Consider the following 21,754-nt stretch of genomic DNA (forward strand, 5'->3'; position numbering starts at 1 on the left):
TGGAACCCTGCCCTTCTGGGTTGGTCGTGTGTTTCCTGCATTGACGGGTAGCTAGTCAAACACATAACTGCCCGGCGCCGCTTCAATCACACGGTATTTGCGGTCACCGGTCTTCTTGGGCGCGGGCACCTGTTCGCCTGACCGCTCATTCAGCCAGCCAAGCCAACGCACCCACCAGGACTCATTCACCGCTTCTGCACCTTCCAGCCACTCATCCGCATCACCAGACAGGTCAGGGTTGGTGAAGTACTTCGCCTTGGGGTTTTCCGGTGGATTGAGGATCGACTGAATGTGTCCGCTATTGGACAACACAAACTCAATGTTGCCGGGCAGCATTGTCGTTGTGCGGTAGCAGGCCTTCCACGGCGTGATGTGGTCCGTCGTGCCCGCCACAATGAAGGCATCCATGTCCACCTGGCTGATATCAAGCGGCTCATCGAGTAGATCCATGGACCCAGGGTTCACGAACGGACGCTTGATGTAGAGATCAAGATAATCCGAATGCAGCTGCGCGCTGAGATTGGTGGAATCCTGATTCCAGAACAGCACGTCAAACGCCGGTGGCTTGCGCCCCATGAGGTAATTGTTGACCACATAGTTCCAGATCAAGTCGTTGGGCCGAAGCCACGCAAAGATCGTCGACAGATCACGGCCCGTAAGCACGCCCTTCGATTTGGATCGATTGCGGGCGATCTCGATACTGGATGGCGAAATCAGCGACCCAAGATCACTGTCATCAGGTTGTGGATCCAGCACACACACCCAGAACGTGGCGGAGTTCACCCGCTTGTCATTCTTGGTGGCCAGATGGCTAAGGAATGCTGCCTGCGTGATACCGCCGGAACACCCGCCCGACACATTCAGGCTGTCGGACTTCGTGATCTTGAGAATGGCATCAACCGCCTGATCCAGTTCGGTGACATAATCACCAAGACCCCAGTCGCGATGTTCAGGCTGCGGGTTGCGCCAGCTCGCCACAAATATTTGATGCCCCTGCGACACCAGATATTTGACCAGGCTCTTTTCAGGCGAGAGATCCAGCACGTAGAACTTGTTGATCTGCGGTGGAATAAAAAGCAAGGGCCGCGCATATACCTTCGGCGTTTGCGGCGTGTACTGAATAAGCTCCAGCATGTCGGTGCGGTAAACAACAGATCCCGGAGTGCACGCGACATTCTCGCCGACCTTGAAGGGTTCGGTATCGACCATGCGCGGCAGCATGCCATTGGTGCGAACATCCGACACCAGATTGCTCGCTCCATTGAGGAGCGACGCACCGCCGGTATCAATCGCCTGTTTCAAGGCGGCCGGATTGAGAAGCGTGTTGGAGGGTGCCAGTGCATCCGTGAAGATGCGCGTGACGATCTGCGTGCGCGTCTTCTCAGACCCTTCAAACCCGAAATCATCCACCAGCGCATCGGCCTGGTCCGCCAGCGTTTCCCATGCCTGAAAGAGACGCCGATGGAGAGGACTGCCGGTCCATGCAGGATCCGCAAAACGTCTGTCCTTGGGATTTGGTGTCTTTTTATCCAGACCAAGCAATACGTCAGCCATCCCCCGACCAAGAGCACCACCATGCTTCATGACCGTAAAGGGATGTCGGATGGCACCACTCAGAATAGACCCGGCCGCAGCCATCAGATCCTGCTGGTTTATGCCCACAAGCGGGCTGAGGGCACTTGGACTTTCTGAGGCAGTACTGGCGATTTCGCTCTTCTTGACCATTGGTATCCCCTGAGACTCCCTGATGTCCGGGCGCTTCTTTTATCTTGGCGTTTGAGCACTCCCGACACGGCCCGGAGGTCTGTTTTCCAAACTATACGGAAGCGCCGGAGCTTCTCCAAATGGCGGCGCAGCAAGGAAATTTGCCACTCTGACGAATTTAGCGACGACCCACCGAGCAGCACACGAATGGTTCGGATCAGATCAATCTCCTTTAACGCACATTAACCATCAACACACACCGCACTGTGCTCATTCAGCAGGCGTTCAGAAATCTGGACTCATCATTCACGCACACGCACATACCAAGCGTGAATCAGATCCGAACAGCGACGGGGCGTTCTGTTCATACACGTGATGCAGTCGAAGGGACGTGGTGATGACCGAATTTGCAAACTGGATGAAGAACGCAGGCGCTGCTCTATCGCTGGCAACGTCGATATTTCTTGCTGGAACCGCCGGAGCGACAGCGCAGGAAGAAACACCCGAATTGCTGTCTGCCGATGTAAATCGGCTTGAGCAAATGATGAAGGACTGCACCGACAAGCGTAAGGCCGGCATGAGCATTGAACAGTGCTCCTGCTTCTTCGAAGAAGCGGTCGACCATGATATATCAAACGTGGATATCGGCTACTACGTTGGCGGACGCTCTGAATGGAGCAACATCAGCGACAACAGCACCAAGATGGACATGGCTGGATTGCAGATCGAGTGCCTGGGCTCCGCCACGACAGCGTTCTACGACCGCACTGTCGCCGACTACAAGGCACGGCTTGAAGTGCACGAGCGCGAGCGCGAAGCCGCCCGCGGCGGCTCCGGCGGCGGCAGCACACAAATTGAACCCCTTGACCCTCCGGTCGTGTACAAGGCAAGCGCCATTCAGGGCTATCTATCCCAGTGCCCGATCATCTATTGGCGCGAACCGTCCTATTGCACCTGCATCATTGACGAGAGCCAGCGCTACTTCCACCAGCCTGAGTTCGAGGTGATGTTCAACCGTCACGGCCTGGCTCTTGGCGAACTGAAGACCGGCCTTTGGGAGCATTTCGAAGGTATCCGCGGACAGTGTGAAGCCGATTACACCGGCAAGAAGATCACGACGACAGAACGCGCGGCCGCAATCGATGCCTACACCGATGGGTATGTGCGCAAATACGAGCCGATCGGCAATTAGGGAGCAGACTTATGGTCGTGTTTAATCTTTACGATGCTGCAAAGCTCTTTGCCATTATTGGCGGACTAATCGTGGTGCTGGCGATTGTCACAGCGCCGCTTCAAGCGCTGCTTTATGTGATCGCAAGTTTCGGGCATTTGACCGACAATGGCATGGGTTACCTCAAATACATCGCCTACGCGTCGATCGCCGTTGCCTTAGTCTTGCTGGTTACCCGCCAATGGGTTTTCATGAGTATGGCCATAGCTGTCTTGCTGGCTCTGAGCGGATACGTGGCATTCACAAGCTCCGCGATGCGTGGCGATGTGGTCGCTTACGGGTCAGAGCGCAATGAGCAATGGGCTGCGGCACTCGCCAACGAACCACGTTGGGTAGATGTTGCGTGGGTAGAACCGGAGCAGATCCGGCAACTGCGCGACGAAGTGGCTGTCAGCTGCTGCACCAGTGAACTGGTCTTGAGGGAAGAAGGCAGTTACCCAAGGGACACCAGTATCGGTATGCGTGTCGGCAAGTACCGCATCGCCAAAAGAGGTGAATTGGCAACGACCACATTCCTGACCAAATACATTGAAGTGGCGACGTCTGGCGCAGGCGACTGGCTTGCCTACTACAATTCCTGCCTCGCGCCTGCCCAATGGGATATGGAAGGTTTCGCCACACGCTATGGCGCCGGCGCTGCAGAACGCGTTGCCCATGAAAACACCATGAAGCTGGCCAATCGCCCGGCAGCCTGCAAGACGATGGAAGGTGTGGACGAGGCCTATGCCCTCAACCTCGCTGACACCATCAAGGCAGCGATCACCCGCGACGGTGGCGCACCCGCGGCCTTGCTTGAATCCAAAGGTCTTGATGCCGCCTGCGCTGCTCACCAGCAATGTCAGGCATTCGAGGCGGATTTCGCCATCGATGTGAAATGAACACCTCAAGATGACAATGGCAAAAGTGGTGGGCCGGGCAGGACTTGAACCTGCGACCAATCCGTTATGAGCGGACCGCTCTAACCAACTGAGCTACCGGCCCCACCGTCATATGGCGGGGCCTGCACACACCAGTGCGGGCTGCGCCATACCAAGGGGCCTATAGCAGATCACAAGGGGGGCGCGAAACCGTCATGATGCGGGCATATTTTCATCCGCATTATTGACATGATCAGGCATGATAGTGACTGCCAGTTCGCCGGTGCCCGGCACATGACAAGAAGCGTTCACGACTTAACAGGAGGCCGCCCATGCGCGCCCGTATTTCCCCAAAATTCATTGCTCATCCAGCCTCTTTGGCCGCAGCCTTTGCCGCTGCCTTGATGCTCGCCGCTCCTGCTGCACTTGCGCAGACGGTGGAGCCAAAACGCACCATTACAGTGCAGGGCGAAGGCTCCGTCTCCGCCAAGCCGGATACCGCAAGCGTCAACGCAGGTGTGCTGGCAGAAGCCAAGACAGCCCGCGAAGCTCTGACAGCGAACACCGAGAAAATGACCAAGGTGTTTGAAGCGATCAAGAATGCCGGCATCAAGGAAGAAGACATCCGCACATCAGGCTTCTCGATCAATGCCAAATACTCACACTCTCCGCGCAAGCCTGACGGCACGCACGAAGACCCCAAGATCGTCGGCTACCGTGCCTCCAACAATGTGACCGTCATCATCCGTGACCTCGACAATGTCGGCGGCGTACTGGATGAGCTGGTGACCGCAGGTGCCAACAACGTCAATGGCGTCAATTTCTTCATCGAGAATCCACAGTCCTTGATGGATGACGCCCGCCGCATCGCCGTTGAGGATGCCCTGCGCCGCGCGACCATTCTGGCCGGTACGGCTGGTGCCAATCTCGGCCCGGTCATGACCATCAGCGAGAATGGCGGCTACCGCCCGCAGCCGATGATGATGCGCTCCATGGCCATGGAAGATGCAGGCGCCGCAGTACCGGTCGCTGCCGGAACGCAGGAAATCCGCTCCAACGTGAACATCGTCATCGAACTCGAGTAGGTCGCTGGCGAACCCCGTCACAACAAGGATCTGGCTGATCCGCCATGCAAAGGCGGGGCAGCCAACGGGCGTTCCAGAGCCTGACTGGCCCCTCACCGATGAGGGCGAACGGCAGGCAGAAGCATTGGCTTCTTTTCTGGCAGCCCAGGGCATTGATCATATCTACGCCAGTCCGTTCCTAAGGGTGCAGCAAACCGTTGCGCCGACAGCAAACCGGACCGGCGATCACGTACACATTCTTGAAGACCTGAAAGAACGGAGGCTCGCCGAAACCCCCATCGACGACTTCGTTTCAGCATTACGGGACAGCTTCACCGATGACACCTTGCGTCTGCCCGGCGGTGAAACCCTGATTGAGTGCCGCACTCGTGTGAGACGTGTCATCGACCACATCAGCGCACGGCACGCGGGCCAGACCATTGCCGTGTGCTCCCACGGCGCAGCCATCGCCTCCCTCATCAGCGACCTAGACGATGTGGATGGTTTTGATCTCTGGCAAAGCCTCACGAACCCGCATGTGATCGAACTCACCGTCCATGACGGCACCTATGGGTGGCGCAACATTGGCGGAGAAGATGCCTACGTCTGATCGGCGTCCTTGGCCCACTGCTCAGCCCATGCGTGCAACGGCAGAATGCTGTTGAGAAGATTGTCCCCCTCGCCTGTCAGGCTGTAGCCCTGATCACCAAGGGTCACGATGCGCGCGCCGCGTAAGTCCTTGAGGCGCGCATTCAGGGTGGATGGGTTCAGGTCCGCCGCCTCCTGCAACGCGCGGAATGTCAGGGCGTCCTGCCGCAATTCCCAGATCAGTCGCAACGCACCACGACGGCCCAGCAGATCCAGCAGGGCCATGATCGGCCTGCCGGTGTTGGACCCCCGCACGGGTATGCCGGGCTTTGGCGACAGTGTTTTCGACGGCGCCACGATTTTTTTCCTTGCAAAAAGACGCAGTGCTATTATTTTCATAGCACGCTACAAAATACATAGCATCCTACAGGGAGACACCCGATGGCTCAACATACTCACGGTCCACGCATCGCAGCCGCGCAGCCACCCCATGACCCGGACATCCAAAAGAGACTGGATGCAGTCATGCCCGACGGCGTGCCCCCACTCACTCTTTTTACGACACTGGCCCGCAACCCGCGGGTGTTTGAGCGCATGATGTCCGGCGGTCTGCTCGACAAGGGCACCCTCTCCCTGCGGCAGCGCGAACTGATGATAGATCGCACGACAGCGCGCTGCGGTGCTGAATATGAGTGGGGCGTGCACATGACATTCTTCGGCGAACGCGTCGCGATCACCAAAGCGCAGTCCGCCTCCATCGTGCGTGGGACACCGCAGGATAGCTGCTGGGACACCGAAAACGATCGACTGATCCTGCGCATGGCGGACAGCCTGCATGACACCAACACGATTGATGACGCGCTATGGGCAGAGCTTGCCGCGGAATTTTCAGAGGAGCAGCTCATCGAGCTGGTGGTGCTGGCGGGCTACTACCACACCATTTCGTTCTGCTGCCGGGCGTTCAACCTGGACATGGAAGAGTTCGGCGCACGGTTTGAAGCCGCCTGATTGCCCTTAGGGTTGCAGCACGCTCTCAGCCGTCCAGCTGATCTCGACGGCTTCGGCCTTGGCCTCATGCAGCGGGATCAGCTCGGACACCCAGCACTCCTGCATGTAGGGCAGATGGCCTGCACACCGGGCCTTGAGTTCAGCCAGCACGGCCTCCCGGCTCGGTGCGCCGCAGGTCACGGTGGTGAAGTGGATTTCCGTCATCAATACGCCCATCACACCGACCCAGCCGCCGGCATCGCAGGCTGCAAGGATGTAGCAATCCTCAGGATACCCACTCGCCTTTGCACAGGCCTTGAGCGCGCAGTCCACTGCCTCGGACGCACGGGTACCGCGGCAGGATTCAAACGCCGATTCCGGCGCGTAGGCTGCCGCATAGGCTGGCTGAACCTGCGCTGCATCCTCTGCTGCCTGAGCTTGGGGCATCAAGGCAGCAATGCTGATTGAAATCGTAAGAGCAAACAGAGCGAGCAGCGGGCGCATGGGCGTTCTCCAGTAAAGGAAACGAATCTACGCCGCAGTCTGAACCTCGTTACCGTCACCGAGCAACACCACCGCCGGGTTGTAATTGCGGGCTTCTTCCGCATCCACCTGGGCGTAGGAGGCAATAATCACCTTGTCGCCCACGCAGACCTTGCGGGCGGCCGCACCATTGAGCGCAATCACCTTGCTGCCGCGCGCGCCTTCAATGATGTAGGTCGTGAACCGCTCGCCATTGTCGATGTTGTAGATATCGACCTGCTCATTGGGCAGAAGGCCCGCGAGATCCATGAGATCGCGGTCAATGGCAATGGAGCCTTCATAGTGAAGGTCCGCACCCGTAACCGTGGCACGGTGCAGCTTGGCCTTCAGCATGGTCAGCAGCATGGGAAACTCCCGGATTTTCATCTCGCACCTGCGAGACAACCGCCCGGGTTTTACCCCTGTCGGGCTGCCAAGTCCACTCATCGCAGATGTGCGATTTTGGGCCCCAAAACCGCCATTCCTTGTGCAGTCCCGCCCGGTAACGCGCACCTCACGCCGACTTCACGGCCTGTTTCATCGCGTGTGATCCAGCCACCCCCTATCTCCTGACCACAGACAAGACACCAAGGGATGCCGCGCACCGCGCAGACCGGACACCACCAACCATCAACACGTCAGGACACATCATGACCTTCAAGACTTTCTTCGCCGCTGCGGCCATTGCCGTCTCCAGCCTCTTCGCCGTTGTCCTGCCTGCGTCCGCAGACACCCACAACGCCGCCCGCGCCTTCGACGTCGCCGAAAAGCCGCTCGACGGCTCCTGGTCCATCGAGACCCGTGAAGACGGTGCCTACATCGTGCTCAGCGACGACTTCCGCACCAGCAACGCCCCCGACCTCAAGATCTTCCTGTCCCAGCAGGACGTGAACGACGTACGCGACAACACCGCCACCAACAACGCCGTCCTCGTCTCCAAGCTCGACAGCACATCAGGTGCCCAGGAATACAAGCTGCCTGCAGACTTCAGCACCGATGCCTACACCTCCGTGCTCATCCACTGCGAGCAGTTCTCTGTCTTCTGGGGCGGCGCCAACCTCTAAGATCACAAAGCTCAACCCATTGAGCCCGGCAGTGGTTTGGCACTGTCGGGCTTTTTTGTCCGCGTAATTGTCTGATTGCGCTACGACATCAAACAAGCGACCATCTTTCCAATCGCCGATACACCATCGGCCCATGATTCCATTTGAAGGATGGTCGATGCAGGACGGTATTTTCGCTTGGGCAAGCGCATTGCAGGACGCAACACGCGATGTGCTGACACAGGTCATCGCTTACATACCCCAGCTGGCAGGGGCTTTGTTGCTGTTGTTGCTGGGCTGGCTGGCGGCAAGATTCACACGCATGATTCTGGTGCGCGGCACAGGAGCTGTCACCGCCGGGATCAACCGACTGGTCCCCAAAAACTTCGCCCTTCGGCTGACACCTTCGGAGCAAGCGATGGGAGTCGTCGGACAGGTCGGATTCTGGGCAGTCCTGTTGCTCTTTGTAACCGCAGCGGCTGAAGCAGCGGCCCTGCCCATTCTCTCCGCCTGGCTAGACCAGATCGTCGCATTCATGCCTCGTGCCCTGGCCGCTGGCGTCGTGCTCCTTGTCGGGTACGTGCTCTCCAGCGTGGCCCGTGACGCTGTCACCGCCCCCCTGAGTGCTGCAGGTATTTCTCAGGCACGGTTTGTTGGGGTGGTAGTCCAGGCGACAGTTCTGGCCGCCAGCGTCATCATCGGCGTCGCGCAGATTGGCGTCGACGTTACTTTCCTCACCATTGTGACGGCCATTGCTCTTGGATCCGTCCTCGTCAGCTTCGCCATCGCCTTCGCCCTGGGAGCCCGCGATCTGGTGGCTAACCTCATTGGCATACAGCAGATGCGGGGGCGCTTCGTCATCGGGCAGGCCATTCGCCTGGATGGCACAGAAGGCGAAATTCTCGAGTTCTCCGCAGCTGCCGTCGTGCTTGATACCCCTGACGGGACCATGACCATACCCGGCCAGCGCTACAGTGCTGTCAGCACTCTCCTCCTGCCGCCAAGATCAGCAGGCGATGCGCCGACCACCGGAGAGAGCTCATGAGCATCAATCCATCTATCGCCATCAACTTTGCAGACCGCCACCCAACAGATGCGGCCCGGGTTCTCGAAACACTTCAGATTGAAGACGTGACGGCATTCTTTGACGATGTGCCCGCAACCCGTGCAGCGCCTATTCTTGCTGAAATGCCGGTGCAGGTTGCCGCCGCCGCAGTCGCCGGGTTCACCCGCGATCATGCAGCGGCCATTATCCGTGTGATCCCCTTTCAGAACGCCGTGCGCATTTTGCGGCTGGTCGCCTCTGCAGTGCGGACAGAGGTGATGGCAGAGCTTCCCGCCACCCGTGCACGGCAGATCAGCCACGCCTTGCAACTTCCACCCACATCCGTCGGGGCGTGGACCGATGGATCACAGCCCGCGTTTGCCAAGTCACGACGCGTAAGCGAGTGCTTGGACATTCTGAAATCCAGCCGCGCGAGGGCACCACAAACGATCTATGTGGTGGATGACGCGCGGCGCGTGCTTGGGGAACTCCACCTGATGGACCTGGTCCGGGCGCCGCGCGACACCCATGTCGCCGACCTGAAACTGGGCAGCGCCGCATCGATTCCCGCCACCATGCCCGTGGCAAGTGCCGCACTGGATGACCGATGGGTCCAAAAAGACGTACTGGCCGTCACCGCCCGGTCCGGCGAGCTGATCGGTGGGTTCAGCCACCGCGACATGCTGCGCGCCATGGCCAGCCTGAGCGGCGCCACCCAGACCTCCACCGGCGGCGAGCCCGTATTGGCAGGTCTGGTCGGGGCCTATCTCACAACCGTGGAAGGCCTCACCGGGACGCTCTTTGCGGACACAGGATCACCCTCAGCCCCGACAAAAGGGGGGCCCCGCTCATGACCGATCAGGCCAAAAATGCCGCTGGCCGAAACCAGGCCATCAGCCAGCTCACCAAGCGCTACATGCTGGATTACCCCGTTGAAGCCGCGCGCGAATTTGAGGCCCTCCAGCCCCTTGAAGCTGCAGCAACCCTTGACGGCCAGACCGCAGAAACACTGGCACCGGTTTTCGGGTTTCTGACACCACATTACGCGGCCGACCTTCTGCTGGAGCTGACGCCGTCCATCCAGCGCGGCTTGCTCAGTGAGCTGTCGCCCGGCGAAGCGTCCACCATTGCCGGACAGCTCGATGACGAAGAGCGCACGCAGCTGTTCAGCAACCTCGATGACGGCATTCGCGAGGACCTGCAGCGCACAATGTCGTATCCCGCGGATTCAGCAGGCCGGATGATGGACACCCACTTTGCCGTCTTCCGCCAGACAGACACGGTTGAGCAGGCCCTGGAAACCATTCGCCACAAACGCCTGCGGACAACCCGCAGCCTGTTTCTCGTGGATGACAATAACCGGCTTGTCTCCCGCGTGACCCTGCAGGACCTCGCCGTCGCCCGCCCCTCGGTCCCGCTTGAAGATCTGGCCGTCCCTACAATTGCAAGCGTGGACGTGCTGATGCCCCGCGAGCAGGTGGTGGACATTGTGGACACCACCCATGCCGCCGACCTGCCTGTGGTGGATTTTGATCGCCGCGTTATCGGCATGATCTACCATGACAAGCTGGTGCAGAGCGTCGCCGAAGACGCCAGCGTGGACCTGCAGACCATGGTGGGTGCCAGCGCCGACGAGCGCGCCCTGTCGCCCCCCATGTTCGCCGTGCGCAAGCGCCTGCCCTGGCTGCAGATCAATCTGATCACAGCCTTCATGGCCGCAGCCGTTGTTGGCGTGTTTGAGGAAACCATTGCGGCCTTTACAGCCCTTGCAGTGCTGCTGCCGGTGGTTGCCGGTCAGTCCGGCAATACCGGCGCCCAGGCCCTTGCCGTCACCATGCGCGGTCTGGCCCTGCGGGAGATCAGCCTGCGCCAATGGCAGCGCGTCATGACCAAGGAAGCCATCGCGGGCTTCATCAATGGTCTTGCGGTGGCTGTCACCTGCGGCATCGGCGTTTATCTGTGGAGCGGGTCGTTCGGTCTCGTCGCGGTCATCATGTCTTCCATGGTGATGGCCATGGTCATGGCGGGCCTTGCGGGGGCCGTCGTCCCCATTGTTCTGACACGCCTGGGACAGGACCCAGCCACCGCGTCGAGCATCATCCTCACCACCGTCACAGACATTGCCGGGTTCTTCTCGTTCCTGGGCATTGCGACGCTGTTGATGGCCTTTCTTTAGGACACATCGGGGGACTAGCGATGGATATTTTTGAGATGAACTACGTGCCCATGTGGGAGGCTGTACTGCGCATCGTGCTGGCCACCGCGGCAGCTTTGTTGATCGGCCTTGAGCGCCAGTACAAACACAAGCCGCTGGATTTGCGGCCCTACGCCCTTGTGGCTCTGGGCAGCTGCCTTGCCGTCATCACCATCATGGAGCTGTCGTTCCACGTGGGCGAAGCTGACCTCAACATCGACCCCGCAAAAGTCATCGGCGGCATTCTGGGTGGCATCGGTTTTATCGGTGCCGGTGCCCTCTTCCGGTCCGATGGCGAAGTTCATGGCGGCGCAACCGCCGCATCGGTCTGGGTCATGGGCACCATCGGTGTCGCGTTTGGCCTGGGTGCCTACGCCCTGGCCACCCTCGCCACCGCCCTTGCCTTCGGCACCCTGATGCTGGGGAGCTTCATTTCCTACAGAGCGGGCGAAGGCGTTGAAGACAGTCCCGATACGGAGTGACACCCGCTCCGGTTAAAATACAAAAGCCCCGCGCAATGACTTGCGCGGGGCTTTTCATTTTTAAAATCGGCAGCAGCCTAATTGTCGAGGAACGACCGCAGCTTGCGGGACCGGCTCGGGTGCTTGAGCTTGCGCAGCGCTTTCGCTTCGATCTGGCGGATACGTTCGCGGGTGACTGAGAACTGCTGGCCCACTTCTTCAAGCGTGTGGTCCGTGTTCATGCCGATGCCAAAGCGCATCCGCAGGACGCGTTCTTCGCGCGGCGTGAGCGAGGCGAGAACCCGTGTCGTGGTCTCACGCAGGTTGGACTGGATCGCTGCATCAATCGGCAGGACAGCGTTCTTGTCCTCGATGAAGTCACCCAGATGGCTGTCTTCTTCGTCACCGATCGGTGTTTCAAGCGAGATCGGCTCTTTGGCGATCTTCAGAACCTTGCGCACTTTTTCAAGCGGCATGGAGAGCTTCTCGGCCAGCTCTTCCGGCGTCGGCTCGCGGCCGATTTCGTGCAGCATCTGGCGGGACGTGCGTACCAGCTTGTTGATCGTCTCGATCATGTGCACCGGAATACGGATCGTGCGGGCCTGGTCAGCAATCGAGCGCGTGATGGCCTGACGGATCCACCAGGTGGCATAGGTCGAGAACTTGTACCCGCGGCGATATTCAAACTTATCCACCGCCTTCATCAGGCCGATATTGCCTTCCTGAATGAGGTCGAGGAACTGCAGCCCACGGTTGGTGTATTTCTTGGCGATGGAAATCACGAGACGCAGATTGGCCTCGACCATTTCCTTCTTGGCGATCGCGGCTTCGCGCTCGCCCTTCTGCACGGTGTTGACGATGCGGCGGAACTCGGTGATTTCCACACCAGTTTCCTGCGCCAGTCCCTGAATTTCCGTGCGGATTTCTTTGACGCTGTCGCGCTCTTCGCCGACGAAGTCTTTCCAGCCCTTGCCCTTTAGACGGCCCACACGGCGCGCCCAGTTGGGATCAAGCTCGTTTTCGAAATACTGCTTGAGGAACTCAGCACGCGGCACGCCGTGGCTTTCAGCCAGACGCATCAGGCCGCCTTCAAGGCTGACCAGACGCTTGTTGATGGCGTAGAGCTGCTCGACCAGCGCTTCAATACGCGCATTGTTGAGCTGCAGGTTCTTCACCTGCTCCACGATGTCAGCGGTGAGCTTCTTCAGACGCTTCTGCTGGCTGGTGGACAGGTCGTCGCTGTTGAGGCGGGCCTCAACCAACTGGTCCTGCAGACGGCGCAGCTTCTTGTAGTCGCTGGCGATGCCGTCAAAAATTTCCATGACCTGCGGACGAAGCTCGGCTTCCATGGCCGCGAGGGACAGATTGGCGCCCTCGTCTTCATCTTCTTCGTCATCATCATCCGGCGCGACGGTGGCATTGCCGTTTTCGTCCGGCTTGCGGGCGTCGTCCTTGTTGTCATTGACCGCAGGGGCGCCGGGCGCAGACGGATCACCGGGAATGCCGGGCGATCCGGGAGGCACGGTCTTCTTGGCGTCAGGACCCGCAAAGGTCGCATCAAGATCAATGATGTCGCGCAGCAGAACCTTGCCTTCGTTCAGTTCCTCACGCCACATGATGATGGCCTGGAAAGTCAGCGGGCTTTCGCACAGGCCCGCGATCATTGTCTCGCGGCCAGCCTCGATGCGCTTGGCAATGGCGATTTCGCCTTCGCGCGACAGCAGCTCTACCGAGCCCATTTCACGCAGATACATCCGGACCGGATCGTCCGTACGCTCAAGGGTGGAGCCGGTACGGCCACCTGTTGTGACAGCGGAGCTTTTCTTGGGCGCTGCTTCAACAGCGCTGCCGGTGGCGGGCTTGTCGCCATCCTCGGCTTCGTCGCCGTCTTCGGTTTCTTCGTTCTCGACCACCGTGATGCCCATTTCAGAGAGCATCGACAGGGTGTCTTCGATCTGTTCGGAGGAGACTTCCTCGGACGGCATCACTTTGTTGAGCTCGTCATAGGTGACAAAGCCGCGCGACTTGGCGGCCTTGATCATCTTCTTAACGGCTGCGTCCGACATGTCGAGGAGCGGTCCGTCTGCTCCGTCTGCCGGTGTCTCGGTTTCTGCTTCTGCTGCTGCCGCTTTACTCGCCATGTGGTCGTGCCACTCCGTATATGCGTCCTAAAACGGGGCATCGCCATGCCGCCGCGTCAGGTAAATTGTGTTGCGTTCGACGCCTTGCGCCCTGCAATCGCCAAAGATTGCCGGGTAAAGCGCCTGATTTCACGGTGTCAGCGCGCAAAGCCAAGCGCCTGACAGACAAATCGCGAGCAATCCGCGTGCCGGTTGGAGCTATTCGCTTCCTGCAACCGGTACCTGCGCTGCCCGCGCTTGAATTTCGTGCCAGTTAACTGGCGGTATCCTTCAGGTCCTGCTCAAGCATCATCCGCTTGATCTGCTCAAGCCGGGACCAGTTTTCCTCGCTCGGATCCAACTCGAAATCAGCCTGTGCGCGTTGCAGATCAGCTTCAAAACCGCCTGCCGCGCACTCTTTCAACGTAGCGTCAAAGCCCTCCTCGGCAACTGCCGGGTCCGCTTCACCGCTCGAAAAAGCGACTGTTTTCAAGGCTTGATCAGACAAAAGCCGATGCGCCACGTGGCTCAATCCATGAGATTCCAAGTGGGTGTGCAGCGCCGTCCTGTCAAGATGGTCCCCTTGCGTCGATACATCTATGATTTCATTAAGCAAACTGTCAAGCGACGGGTCTGAAATGCTGACCCCCGCCAGAGCCTCCGCATGGTCCGCCACAAGCCAGGGATGGTTGAGCACGGTCAGGACCAGCAACTCATGCGCGCGGCTGGTGACAGGGGCGCCACCGCGCCCCAGAGAACTGCGCATAAGTGACGGTGTGGCGCCAAGCGCCGCACGATTGAATCCACCACGGCTGCCCCCAAATCCGCCGCCCTGGCCCTGGCGTCGCCCGCCGGAAGAGCCGCTGCGCCCGTCACGGGACCGTAGGTTGCCCTGCTGGCCGCCAAAGAAGGTTTGCAACTGCTGCTCGAAGGTCTGCGCATAATGCTCGCGCACGGCCTCGTCGCGGATGACACGCGGCATCGCCCGAATGGACTTTTGAAACTCGGCACGTTGCTCGGGCGTGTCGATGCGCCGGTCGGTGACTTCCTTTTCCCACAGCACTTTGTAAAGCGGCTGCGCCTGCGCAATTACATCGCGCATGGCATCCGGCCCTGCTGTCTTGATGAGATCGTCCGGGTCCTTGCCGTCAGGCAGAAACGCAAAGCGGACCGAGTGCCCCGCCTTGAGCACCGGCAAGGCACGCTCGGCAGCGCGATAGGCTGCTGCCTGTCCTGCCCGGTCACCGTCGAAGCACAGCACGGGTTCAGGCGCCAACCGCCACAGCAGACCAATCTGGTCTTCCGTCAATGCAGTGCCGAGCGGCGCAACGGCATGCGCAAGCCCGGCCTGCGCCAGCGCGATGACATCCATGTACCCCTCCGCCACCAGCACGGCCTGCGCATCAAAGGCAGGCTTACGGGCGCGGGCGAAGTTGTAGACAATGCTGCCTTTGTGAAAAAGCGGCGTGTCCGGACTATTCAGATATTTTGCCGGCACATCAGCAGAGAGCGCCCGCCCGCCAAAGGCAATGGTGCGACCACGCGCATCGCCAATGGGAAACATGATGCGGTCACGGAAGCGATCATACGGCTCGCGAATGTCTTCCCCATGGATGATGAGGCCTGCTTCGGCCATCTGCGCATCCGTGATGTTGCGCGCAGACAGATGCCCTCGCAGAGCCTGCCGGTCACCGGGCGCATAGCCAATGCCAAACTCGGCAATGGTCTTGGGTGTGAGCCCGCGTCGCTCAATATAGGCGCGCGCTTCTTTTGCCCGTCCGCCTTTGAACTGATCGCGAAAAAACGCATCCGCCATTTCCATGACGTCAATGAGCCCGGCGCGCTTCTTTTCGCGCTCCATGTCCTGAGGTGTTGCCTTGGGAAGCTCGACCCCCGCCTCGTCCGCCAGCCGCTCAACGGCTTCGGGAAAGGACAGGCCTTCCATCTCCATCATCCATTTGAAGATGTCGCCATGTTTGCCGGAAGAAAAGCAGTGATAGAACTGCTTTTCATCGTTCACAAAGAAACTCGGCGTCTTCTCCTGATTGAACGGAGACAGACCGGCAAACTCGCGCCCCTTGCGTTTCAGACCGACCTTGCGCCCAACCACCTCCGACACGCGAATGCGCGCGCGGATGTCGTCCAGCAACTGGTCAGAAAACTTCATGGGGGAATGATGCGACCGAGGCGCGCATGAGTCCATAAGGACCCGATGCGGATGCTAGCTCAGCAGATCCTTCACGGACTTGCTGGCCTGAGCAAAGTCCATTTGGCCGGCATATTTGTCTTTGAGCACGCCCATGCATTTGCCCATGTCCTTGAGGCCATCGGCACCAAGCTCGGCAATCACTTCCTTGCAGGCGGCTTCCACTTCGTCCTCGCCCAGTTGCTGGGGCAGGAAGCCTTCAATAATTTCGATTTCTTCGCGTTCCTGAGTCGCAAGCTCGAGACGGCCCGCCTCCTCATAGGTGGTGGCTGATTCGCGGCGCTGCTTGATCATCTTGGCGAGGATCTGAAGGATTTCACCGTCGCTGACCGGGTCCTTGCCCTCTGACCGGGCATTGATGTCCCGATCCTTGATGGCAGCCGTGATCAGGCGCAGCGTCGCCAGACGTCGCTTGTCACCAGCCTTGAGCGCGTCCTTGAGGGCCGCTTTGAACGTGTCACGCATATCAGTGTCTTCCGGTTGAACCTGAGACTCACAGTTGAGACTCACATCATGTGTGCATGCAGAGGCAAGAAGGCAAATGACACTTCTTTCGCGGCACCACGCCGCAACCCCCTGTAAGCCTTTGATTTTAAATAAAAAATCAGGGCAAATCACAGGTTGACGCGGGAGAGGCCTCCCGCTAATTTCCGCGCCAATTTGCGCATGCTTGCCGCTTTTACAAGCCCCCACGCGCAAAACTCTGTTATCACCCTCGCGCATACCCCTTTGTGTGCGCCCAAAAGTCCCCAAGGGAGCCTTCAAATGGCCGAGCCCAATTCTGACGCCCGCCCGCCCGTATCCGGGATGGGGGGAGTCGGATCAGGCTCCACTCCCTCTTGGGAAACCGAAGACAAACCCACCACAGCCCGCCTTGTGCTCGCAGACGGCACCGTCTTTGAAGGCTACGGCGTCGGCGCCACCGGCGCTGCTGCGGGCGAAGTCTGCTTCAACACCGCAATGACCGGCTATCAGGAAGTGCTGACGGACCCGTCCTATGCGGGCCAGATCATCACCTTCACGTTCCCGCACATCGGCAATGTGGGCACCAATGACGAGGACATTGAAACCTCCAACCTGCAGGCCAAGGCCGGTGTCGTGGGCTGCATCCTCAAGGCGGACATCACCGACCCGTCCAACTACCGCTCCTCACAGCATCTGGACGCATGGCTCAAGACCCAGGGCATCATCGGCATCTCCGGTCTTGATACCCGAGCGCTGACCAACCTCATCCGCGAAAACGGCATGCCCAACGGCGTCATCGCTTACGCGGAAGACGGTGTGTTCGACATTGAGGCGTTGACTACACAGGCCAAAGCCTTCCCCGGCCTTGAAGGCATGGAACTCGCCAGGGACGTTACAACTGCCGAGCCTTATCAGTGGGACGAAACCAGCTGGAGCTGGGGCGACGGCTATGGCCGCCTCGCCAAGGCCAAATACAAAGTCGTGGCGCTGGACTTCGGCGCCAAGCGCAACATCCTTCGTCTGCTGGCGGATCAGGGCTGCGCCGTCACCGTCATGCCCTCAACGTCCACCGCAGAAGACGTGCTGGCGCAAAACCCCGACGGCATCTTCCTCGCTAACGGCCCCGGCGACCCCGCAGCCACCGGCGAATACGCCCTGCCGGAAATCAAGAAGCTCGTGGACTCAGGCAAGCCCATCTTCGGCATCTGCCTTGGTCACCAGCTGCTGGGTCGCGCTTTAGGCGCCACGACCAAGAAGATGCATCAGGGCCACCACGGCGCCAACCACCCGGTGAAGGATTTTACGACCTCCAAGGTCGAGATCACCTCCATGAACCACGGCTTTGCGGTGGAAGCAGGCTCCCTGCCCGACGGCGTGACCGAAACCCACAAATCTCTGTTCGACAGCTCAAATGCAGGCCTTGAAGCCGACGGCGGCCGCATCTTCTCCGTGCAACACCACCCGGAAGCCTCCCCCGGTCCACAAGACAGCCACTACCTCTTCGCGCGCTTCGTCGAGCGCATGGCGGAGGCAAAAGGCTAGTGACGTCTGCGGCTCACATATCAGGCAAGGGCCTGTGCCGTATCCAGCAGGGTCTGGCGGATCGAGCCGGGGTCATCGCGGATCTGCGCGCCGGAGAGAGCGAGGACGCGCCAGCCGGTATCGATCAGCTCATCCGTACGCGGATCGTCCGGCGCAGCGTCGAGCACAATGGCGAGGCGCAGGGGCGCGCTCGCGAAGTCGGCCTTCGGGCAGCCCACACTGACGCCTTCCGCAAAACCGTGCGGACGAAGCCGGTAGTACAAAAACATGTCGGCCAGCAGTCGCCGCGCCAAGGCGTGATCGTTGGTCATGAATCAAACCTAGTTCGCAAAGCCCGTTAAACCATGCCCAAACGTACAGACATCAAGAGCATTCTGATCATCGGCGCTGGTCCGATCATCATCGGGCAGGCCTGCGAGTTTGATTACTCGGGCACTCAGGCATGCAAGGCGCTGAAAGAGGACGGCTACCGGATCATTCTGGTGAACTCCAATCCGGCGACGATCATGACCGACCCGGACCTGGCGGACGCGACCTATATCGAGCCGATCACGCCGGAAGTGGTCGAGAAGATATTGCGCGTTGAAAAGCCTGACGCGGTGCTGCCCACCATGGGCGGCCAGACGGCGCTCAACTGTGCGCTGGCCCTTGCTGACAAGGGCGTGCTGGACGAGCTGGGCATCGAGCTGATCGGTGCCAACCAGAAAGCCATCGAGAAGGCGGAAGACCGCCAGCTGTTCCGCGAGGCGATGGATAAGATCGGCCTTGAAAGCCCGCGCTCGCACATTGCCAACACCCTCGAAGAAGCCATGGCAGGGCTTGAGAAGGTGGGCCTGCCGACGATCATTCGCCCCTCCTTCACCATGGGCGGCACCGGCGGCGGCATTGCCTACAATAAAGACGAATTCATGAAGATGGTGGCCTACGGGCTGGACGCGTCCCCCGTCACCGAAATCCTCATTGAAGAATCCGTGCTCGGCTGGAAAGAGTTCGAGATGGAGGTGGTCCGCGACAAGGACGACAACGCCATCATCGTGTGCTCCATCGAGAACATCGATCCCATGGGCATTCATACCGGCGACTCAATCACCGTTGCCCCTGCCCTGACGCTGACCGACAAAGAATTCCAGATCATGCGCAATGCATCGATTGCGTGTCTGCGTGAGATCGGCGTTGAGACCGGCGGTTCCAATGTGCAGTTCGCCGTGAACCCGAAAGACGGCCGTCTCGTGGTGATCGAGATGAACCCCCGCGTGTCGCGCTCGTCTGCTCTGGCGTCAAAGGCAACAGGCTTCCCAATTGCCAAGGTCGCAGCGCGCCTTGCGGTTGGCTACACGCTGGACGAGCTGGACAACGACATTACGGGTGCGACGCCCGCCTCGTTTGAGCCGACGATCGACTATGTCGTTACAAAAATTCCGCGCTTTGCGTTTGAAAAATTCCCGGGCGCCAAGCCGCACCTGACCACCGCCATGAAATCCGTGGGCGAAGCCATGGCCATTGGCCGGACGTTCCAGGAAAGCTTCCAGAAGGCGCTGCGCTCGCTGGAAACAGACTTTGACGGCCTGACGGAAATCGACGTGCCCGGCCTGGGCGAAGGCGATGACAAGAACGCCATTCGTGCAGCCCTTGGCCAGCCCACGCCCAACCGTGTGCTGACGGTGGCGCAGGCCATGCGCCACGGCCTCAGCAATGACGAGATTCACAATCTCTGCAAGATCGACCCTTGGTTCCTTGAGCAGATCCGCGATCTGGTGGAGACCGAAGCCCGCGTCATCGAGCATGGGCTGCCGGAAAACCCCAAAACATTCCGTATGCTGAAGAGCAAGGGTTTCTCTGATGCGCGCCTTGGACAGCTTGCAGACCTTCCTGAAAAGGATGTTTCAGCAACACGCCGCGGCATGGATGTTCGCCCGGTCTATAAGCGCATTGACACCTGCGCGGCAGAGTTCGCCGCCAAGACGCCCTACATGTACTCCACCTATGAAGTAACGGGCCCCGACGGCACACCTGAATGTGAGTCCGGCGTCACCACTGCAAAGAAAGCGATCATTCTGGGTGGCGGTCCAAACCGCATCGGCCAGGGCATCGAGTTTGACTATTGCTGCTGCCACGCCGCGTTCTCGCTGGCGGATGCAGGTTTTGAATCGATCATGGTCAACTGCAACCCGGAGACCGTGTCCACCGACTACGACACGTCTGACCGTTTGTACTTTGAGCCTCTGACGGCTGAAGACGTGCTGGAGCTAATCACGACAGAACAGCAGGCAGGCACGCTGGCCGGCGTCATCGTGCAGTTCGGCGGCCAGACACCGCTGAAACTGGCGCAGGCACTGGAAGACGCCAACGTCCCCATTCTGGGCACGCCTCCCGATGCCATTGACCTGGCCGAGGACCGTGACCGGTTCAAGGCGCTGCTCGATGACCTGAAGCTGCGCCAGCCTGCCAACGGCATTGCACGCTCCGCTGAGGAAGCCCGCAAGATTGCCGAAGATATCGGCTTCCCCGTCGTCATCCGCCCGTCCTACGTACTGGGCGGCCGTGCCATGGAAATCGTCCACGGCGTGACGGACCTTGAGCGCTATATGAAGGAAGCAGTCGTTGTGTCCGGCGACAGCCCGGTCCTCATCGACAGCTATCTTCGGGATGCCACGGAAGTGGACGTGGACGCCCTGTGCGACGGTAAGGACGTATTCGTGTCCGGCATTCTTGAACACATCGAAGAAGCCGGCGTGCACTCAGGCGACAGTGCCTGCTCCATGCCGCCCTTCTCACTTTCCGACGACATCATCGCCGAGCTTGAAAAGCAGACCGCCGCCATGGCCCTGGCTTTGGGCGTCATCGGGCTGATGAACGTGCAGTTCGCCATCAAGGACGGCGACATCTACGTCATTGAAGTCAACCCGCGCGCCAGCCGGACCGTGCCGTTTGTGGCCAAGGTGCTGGGCGCGCCGATTGCAGGCATTGCCTCGCGCATCATGGCGGGTGAAAGCCTCGCAAGCTTCGGCCTCAAGAAGCGCAAATACGACCACATCGCGGTCAAGGAAGCCGTCTTCCCGTTTGCCCGCTTCCCCGGCGTCGACACCATTCTGGGGCCGGAAATGCGCTCGACAGGCGAAGTCATGGGTCTCGACACTAGCTTTGGCGTCGCCTTTGCCAAAAGCCAGCTGGGTGGCGGCACCACAGTGCCCGAAGAAGGCACAGCCTTTGTGTCCATGAAGGACGGCGACAAGGAACGCATCATCGAGCCTGCGCGTCAGTTGTGCGAGATGGGTTTCAAGATCGTTGCCACCAGCGGCACTGCCCGACTGCTGGAAGAAAACAACGTGCCGGTGACCCGCATCAACAAGGTGCTTGAAGGCCGCCCGCACATCGTGGATGCCATTACCAATGGTGAAGTGCAGTTGGTGTTCAACACGACCGAAGGCGCCCAGGCCCTGTCTGACTCAGCGTCGCTTCGTCGGGCCGCCCTGCAGAACAAGGTCCCCTATTACACGACCCTGTCAGGCGCCATGGCGGCAACCCGAGCCATCGCCGCCATGCGGCGCGATGAACTCCAGGTAGCCTCTCTCCAGAGCTACATGCAGGCTGCCGAATAATCCTCAGGACAAGCCGTCGACCTGACATAATGTCAGGACTCCAAAGGGGTTTTGCCGTCCCTCACAGAATATATTGACGCGGCGCAAAAATTATTCTGAAGTACGTGCCCTCGCCGGGGCCAAGCC

20 protein-coding genes and 1 tRNA gene are annotated in these 21,754 nt (G+C 59.7%); 12 read left to right on the forward strand and 9 right to left on the reverse strand.

All coding sequences use genetic code 11. From position 1 onward, the window contains the following. Positions 1–51 precede the first annotated feature (51 nt). Positions 52–1,725 (reverse strand): PHA/PHB synthase family protein, encoded by a 1,674-nt coding sequence (locus BN1012_RS10560; RefSeq protein WP_043949588.1) that lies wholly within the window; start codon positions 1,723–1,725, stop codon positions 52–54. Between the two features lie 376 nt (positions 1,726–2,101). Between BN1012_RS10560 and BN1012_RS10565 the strand changes: the two genes are divergently transcribed. Together BN1012_RS10565 and BN1012_RS10570 are read left to right on the forward strand one after the other, a co-directional pair. Further along, positions 2,102–2,896, forward strand: coding sequence for a hypothetical protein (locus BN1012_RS10565; RefSeq protein WP_043949589.1), 795 nt, complete (start codon positions 2,102–2,104; stop codon positions 2,894–2,896). Between the two features lie 17 nt (positions 2,897–2,913). After that, the gene (locus tag BN1012_RS10570; protein WP_206778001.1) at positions 2,914–3,813 is read left to right on the forward strand and encodes a hypothetical protein; all 900 of its coding nucleotides are present in this window, start codon (positions 2,914–2,916) and stop codon (positions 3,811–3,813) included. Between the two features lie 26 nt (positions 3,814–3,839). Here the strand turns inward: BN1012_RS10570 and BN1012_RS10575 are convergent. Continuing rightward, positions 3,840–3,916 (reverse strand) — tRNA-Ile (locus BN1012_RS10575). A 208-nt stretch (positions 3,917–4,124) separates the two neighbouring features. On the opposite strand from BN1012_RS10575, the gene BN1012_RS10580 reads away from it, so the two are divergent. Together BN1012_RS10580 and BN1012_RS10585 are read left to right on the forward strand one after the other, a co-directional pair. Beyond that, positions 4,125–4,877 carry an SIMPL domain-containing protein gene (locus tag BN1012_RS10580; RefSeq protein WP_043949591.1) on the forward strand — a complete coding sequence of 251 codons (753 nt, stop codon included), beginning with the start codon at positions 4,125–4,127 and terminating at the stop codon, positions 4,875–4,877. 37 nt (positions 4,878–4,914) lie between these two features. After that, entirely contained in the window at positions 4,915–5,466 is a 552-nt protein-coding gene (locus BN1012_RS10585) for a histidine phosphatase family protein (RefSeq protein WP_244442984.1), read from the forward strand. Here the strand turns inward: BN1012_RS10585 and BN1012_RS10590 are convergent. Next, positions 5,457–5,729: a winged helix-turn-helix transcriptional regulator gene (locus BN1012_RS10590; protein WP_043950941.1), complete on the reverse strand. Its 273-nt coding sequence runs from the start codon at positions 5,727–5,729 to the stop codon at positions 5,457–5,459. The two genes, BN1012_RS10585 and BN1012_RS10590, sit on opposite strands and share 10 nt — an antisense overlap. Positions 5,730–5,885: 156 nt before the next feature. Between BN1012_RS10590 and BN1012_RS10595 the strand changes: the two genes are divergently transcribed. Next, on the forward strand, positions 5,886–6,452 hold the full coding sequence (locus BN1012_RS10595) for a carboxymuconolactone decarboxylase family protein (RefSeq protein ID WP_043949593.1): 567 nt from the start codon (positions 5,886–5,888) through the stop codon (positions 6,450–6,452). A 6-nt stretch (positions 6,453–6,458) separates the two neighbouring features. Here the strand turns inward: BN1012_RS10595 and BN1012_RS10600 are convergent, their stop codons facing one another. Both BN1012_RS10600 and panD read right to left on the reverse strand, forming a co-directional pair. After that, the gene (locus BN1012_RS10600) at positions 6,459–6,935 is read right to left on the reverse strand and encodes a hypothetical protein (RefSeq protein WP_043949594.1); all 477 of its coding nucleotides are present in this window, start codon (positions 6,933–6,935) and stop codon (positions 6,459–6,461) included. Between the two features lie 27 nt (positions 6,936–6,962). Then, entirely contained in the window at positions 6,963–7,319 is a 357-nt protein-coding gene (gene panD / locus BN1012_RS10605) for an aspartate 1-decarboxylase (protein WP_043950942.1), read from the reverse strand. Positions 7,320–7,603: 284 nt separating this feature from the next. On the opposite strand from panD, the gene BN1012_RS10610 reads away from it, so the two are divergent. The 5 genes from BN1012_RS10610 to BN1012_RS10630 all read left to right on the forward strand — a co-directional run bounded on the left by BN1012_RS10610 (position 7,604) and on the right by BN1012_RS10630 (position 11,717). Continuing rightward, on the forward strand, positions 7,604–8,017 hold the full coding sequence (locus BN1012_RS10610) for a DM13 domain-containing protein (RefSeq protein WP_052535092.1): 414 nt from the start codon (positions 7,604–7,606) through the stop codon (positions 8,015–8,017). Positions 8,018–8,174: 157 nt separating this feature from the next. After that, on the forward strand, positions 8,175–9,041 hold the full coding sequence (locus BN1012_RS10615) for a mechanosensitive ion channel family protein (protein WP_171815948.1): 867 nt from the start codon (positions 8,175–8,177) through the stop codon (positions 9,039–9,041). Next, entirely contained in the window at positions 9,038–9,895 is an 858-nt protein-coding gene (locus tag BN1012_RS10620; protein ID WP_043949596.1) for a magnesium transporter MgtE N-terminal domain-containing protein, read from the forward strand. The genes BN1012_RS10615 and BN1012_RS10620 overlap by 4 nt, the downstream gene beginning before the upstream one ends. Then, positions 9,892–11,217, forward strand: coding sequence for a magnesium transporter (gene mgtE, locus BN1012_RS10625; RefSeq protein WP_043949597.1), 1,326 nt, complete (start codon positions 9,892–9,894; stop codon positions 11,215–11,217). The genes BN1012_RS10620 and mgtE overlap by 4 nt, the downstream gene beginning before the upstream one ends. Positions 11,218–11,237: 20 nt before the next feature. Continuing rightward, positions 11,238–11,717 carry an MgtC/SapB family protein gene (locus BN1012_RS10630; protein WP_043949598.1) on the forward strand — a complete coding sequence of 160 codons (480 nt, stop codon included), beginning with the start codon at positions 11,238–11,240 and terminating at the stop codon, positions 11,715–11,717. A gap of 77 nt (positions 11,718–11,794) precedes the next feature. On the opposite strand, the gene rpoD is transcribed toward BN1012_RS10630, so the two are convergent. The 3 genes from rpoD to BN1012_RS10645 form a co-directional block, all read right to left on the reverse strand. Continuing rightward, positions 11,795–13,837, reverse strand: a complete 2,043-nt coding sequence (rpoD, locus tag BN1012_RS10635) for an RNA polymerase sigma factor RpoD (RefSeq protein WP_043949599.1) — start codon at positions 13,835–13,837, stop codon at positions 11,795–11,797. A gap of 253 nt (positions 13,838–14,090) precedes the next feature. Then, on the reverse strand, positions 14,091–15,983 hold the full coding sequence (dnaG, locus tag BN1012_RS10640) for a DNA primase (RefSeq protein WP_043949600.1): 1,893 nt from the start codon (positions 15,981–15,983) through the stop codon (positions 14,091–14,093). Between the two features lie 54 nt (positions 15,984–16,037). Further along, complete coding sequence (locus tag BN1012_RS10645) at positions 16,038–16,487, reverse strand: GatB/YqeY domain-containing protein (protein ID WP_043949601.1); 450 nt, start codon at positions 16,485–16,487, stop codon at positions 16,038–16,040. 342 nt (positions 16,488–16,829) lie between these two features. On the opposite strand from BN1012_RS10645, the gene carA reads away from it, so the two are divergent. Then, entirely contained in the window at positions 16,830–18,029 is a 1,200-nt protein-coding gene (gene carA, locus BN1012_RS10650) for a glutamine-hydrolyzing carbamoyl-phosphate synthase small subunit (RefSeq protein ID WP_043950944.1), read from the forward strand. Positions 18,030–18,049: 20 nt separating this feature from the next. Here the strand turns inward: carA and BN1012_RS10655 are convergent, their stop codons facing one another. Continuing rightward, entirely contained in the window at positions 18,050–18,340 is a 291-nt protein-coding gene (locus tag BN1012_RS10655) for a hypothetical protein (protein WP_043949602.1), read from the reverse strand. A gap of 33 nt (positions 18,341–18,373) precedes the next feature. Between BN1012_RS10655 and carB the strand changes: the two genes are divergently transcribed. Further along, the gene (gene carB / locus BN1012_RS10660) at positions 18,374–21,628 is read left to right on the forward strand and encodes a carbamoyl-phosphate synthase large subunit (RefSeq protein WP_043949603.1); all 3,255 of its coding nucleotides are present in this window, start codon (positions 18,374–18,376) and stop codon (positions 21,626–21,628) included. Positions 21,629–21,754 lie beyond the last annotated feature (126 nt).

The organism is Candidatus Phaeomarinobacter ectocarpi (genome assembly GCF_000689395.1).
GTDB lineage: Bacteria > Pseudomonadota > Alphaproteobacteria > CGMCC-115125 > CGMCC-115125 > Pyruvatibacter > Pyruvatibacter ectocarpi.

Coding starts and splice junctions, on each gene's coding strand:
- BN1012_RS10610 (WP_052535092.1), top strand. CDS start 7,604: ATGACCTTCAAGACTTTCTTCGCCGCTGCGGCCATTGCCGTCTCCAGC.
- rpoD (WP_043949599.1), bottom strand. CDS start 13,837: ATGGCGAGTAAAGCGGCAGCAGCAGAAGCAGAAACCGAGACACCGGCA.
- carA (WP_043950944.1), top strand. CDS start 16,830: ATGGGGGGAGTCGGATCAGGCTCCACTCCCTCTTGGGAAACCGAAGAC.
- BN1012_RS10600 (WP_043949594.1), bottom strand. CDS start 6,935: ATGCGCCCGCTGCTCGCTCTGTTTGCTCTTACGATTTCAATCAGCATT.
- BN1012_RS10590 (WP_043950941.1), bottom strand. CDS start 5,729: ATGGCCCTGCTGGATCTGCTGGGCCGTCGTGGTGCGTTGCGACTGATC.
- BN1012_RS10560 (WP_043949588.1), bottom strand. CDS start 1,725: ATGGTCAAGAAGAGCGAAATCGCCAGTACTGCCTCAGAAAGTCCAAGT.
- BN1012_RS10630 (WP_043949598.1), top strand. CDS start 11,238: ATGGATATTTTTGAGATGAACTACGTGCCCATGTGGGAGGCTGTACTG.
- mgtE (WP_043949597.1), top strand. CDS start 9,892: ATGACCGATCAGGCCAAAAATGCCGCTGGCCGAAACCAGGCCATCAGC.
- BN1012_RS10580 (WP_043949591.1), top strand. CDS start 4,125: ATGCGCGCCCGTATTTCCCCAAAATTCATTGCTCATCCAGCCTCTTTG.
- BN1012_RS10615 (WP_171815948.1), top strand. CDS start 8,175: ATGCAGGACGGTATTTTCGCTTGGGCAAGCGCATTGCAGGACGCAACA.
- BN1012_RS10620 (WP_043949596.1), top strand. CDS start 9,038: ATGAGCATCAATCCATCTATCGCCATCAACTTTGCAGACCGCCACCCA.
- carB (WP_043949603.1), top strand. CDS start 18,374: ATGCCCAAACGTACAGACATCAAGAGCATTCTGATCATCGGCGCTGGT.
- BN1012_RS10595 (WP_043949593.1), top strand. CDS start 5,886: ATGGCTCAACATACTCACGGTCCACGCATCGCAGCCGCGCAGCCACCC.
- dnaG (WP_043949600.1), bottom strand. CDS start 15,983: ATGAAGTTTTCTGACCAGTTGCTGGACGACATCCGCGCGCGCATTCGC.
- BN1012_RS10655 (WP_043949602.1), bottom strand. CDS start 18,340: ATGACCAACGATCACGCCTTGGCGCGGCGACTGCTGGCCGACATGTTT.
- BN1012_RS10645 (WP_043949601.1), bottom strand. CDS start 16,487: ATGCGTGACACGTTCAAAGCGGCCCTCAAGGACGCGCTCAAGGCTGGT.
- BN1012_RS10565 (WP_043949589.1), top strand. CDS start 2,102: ATGACCGAATTTGCAAACTGGATGAAGAACGCAGGCGCTGCTCTATCG.
- panD (WP_043950942.1), bottom strand. CDS start 7,319: ATGCTGCTGACCATGCTGAAGGCCAAGCTGCACCGTGCCACGGTTACG.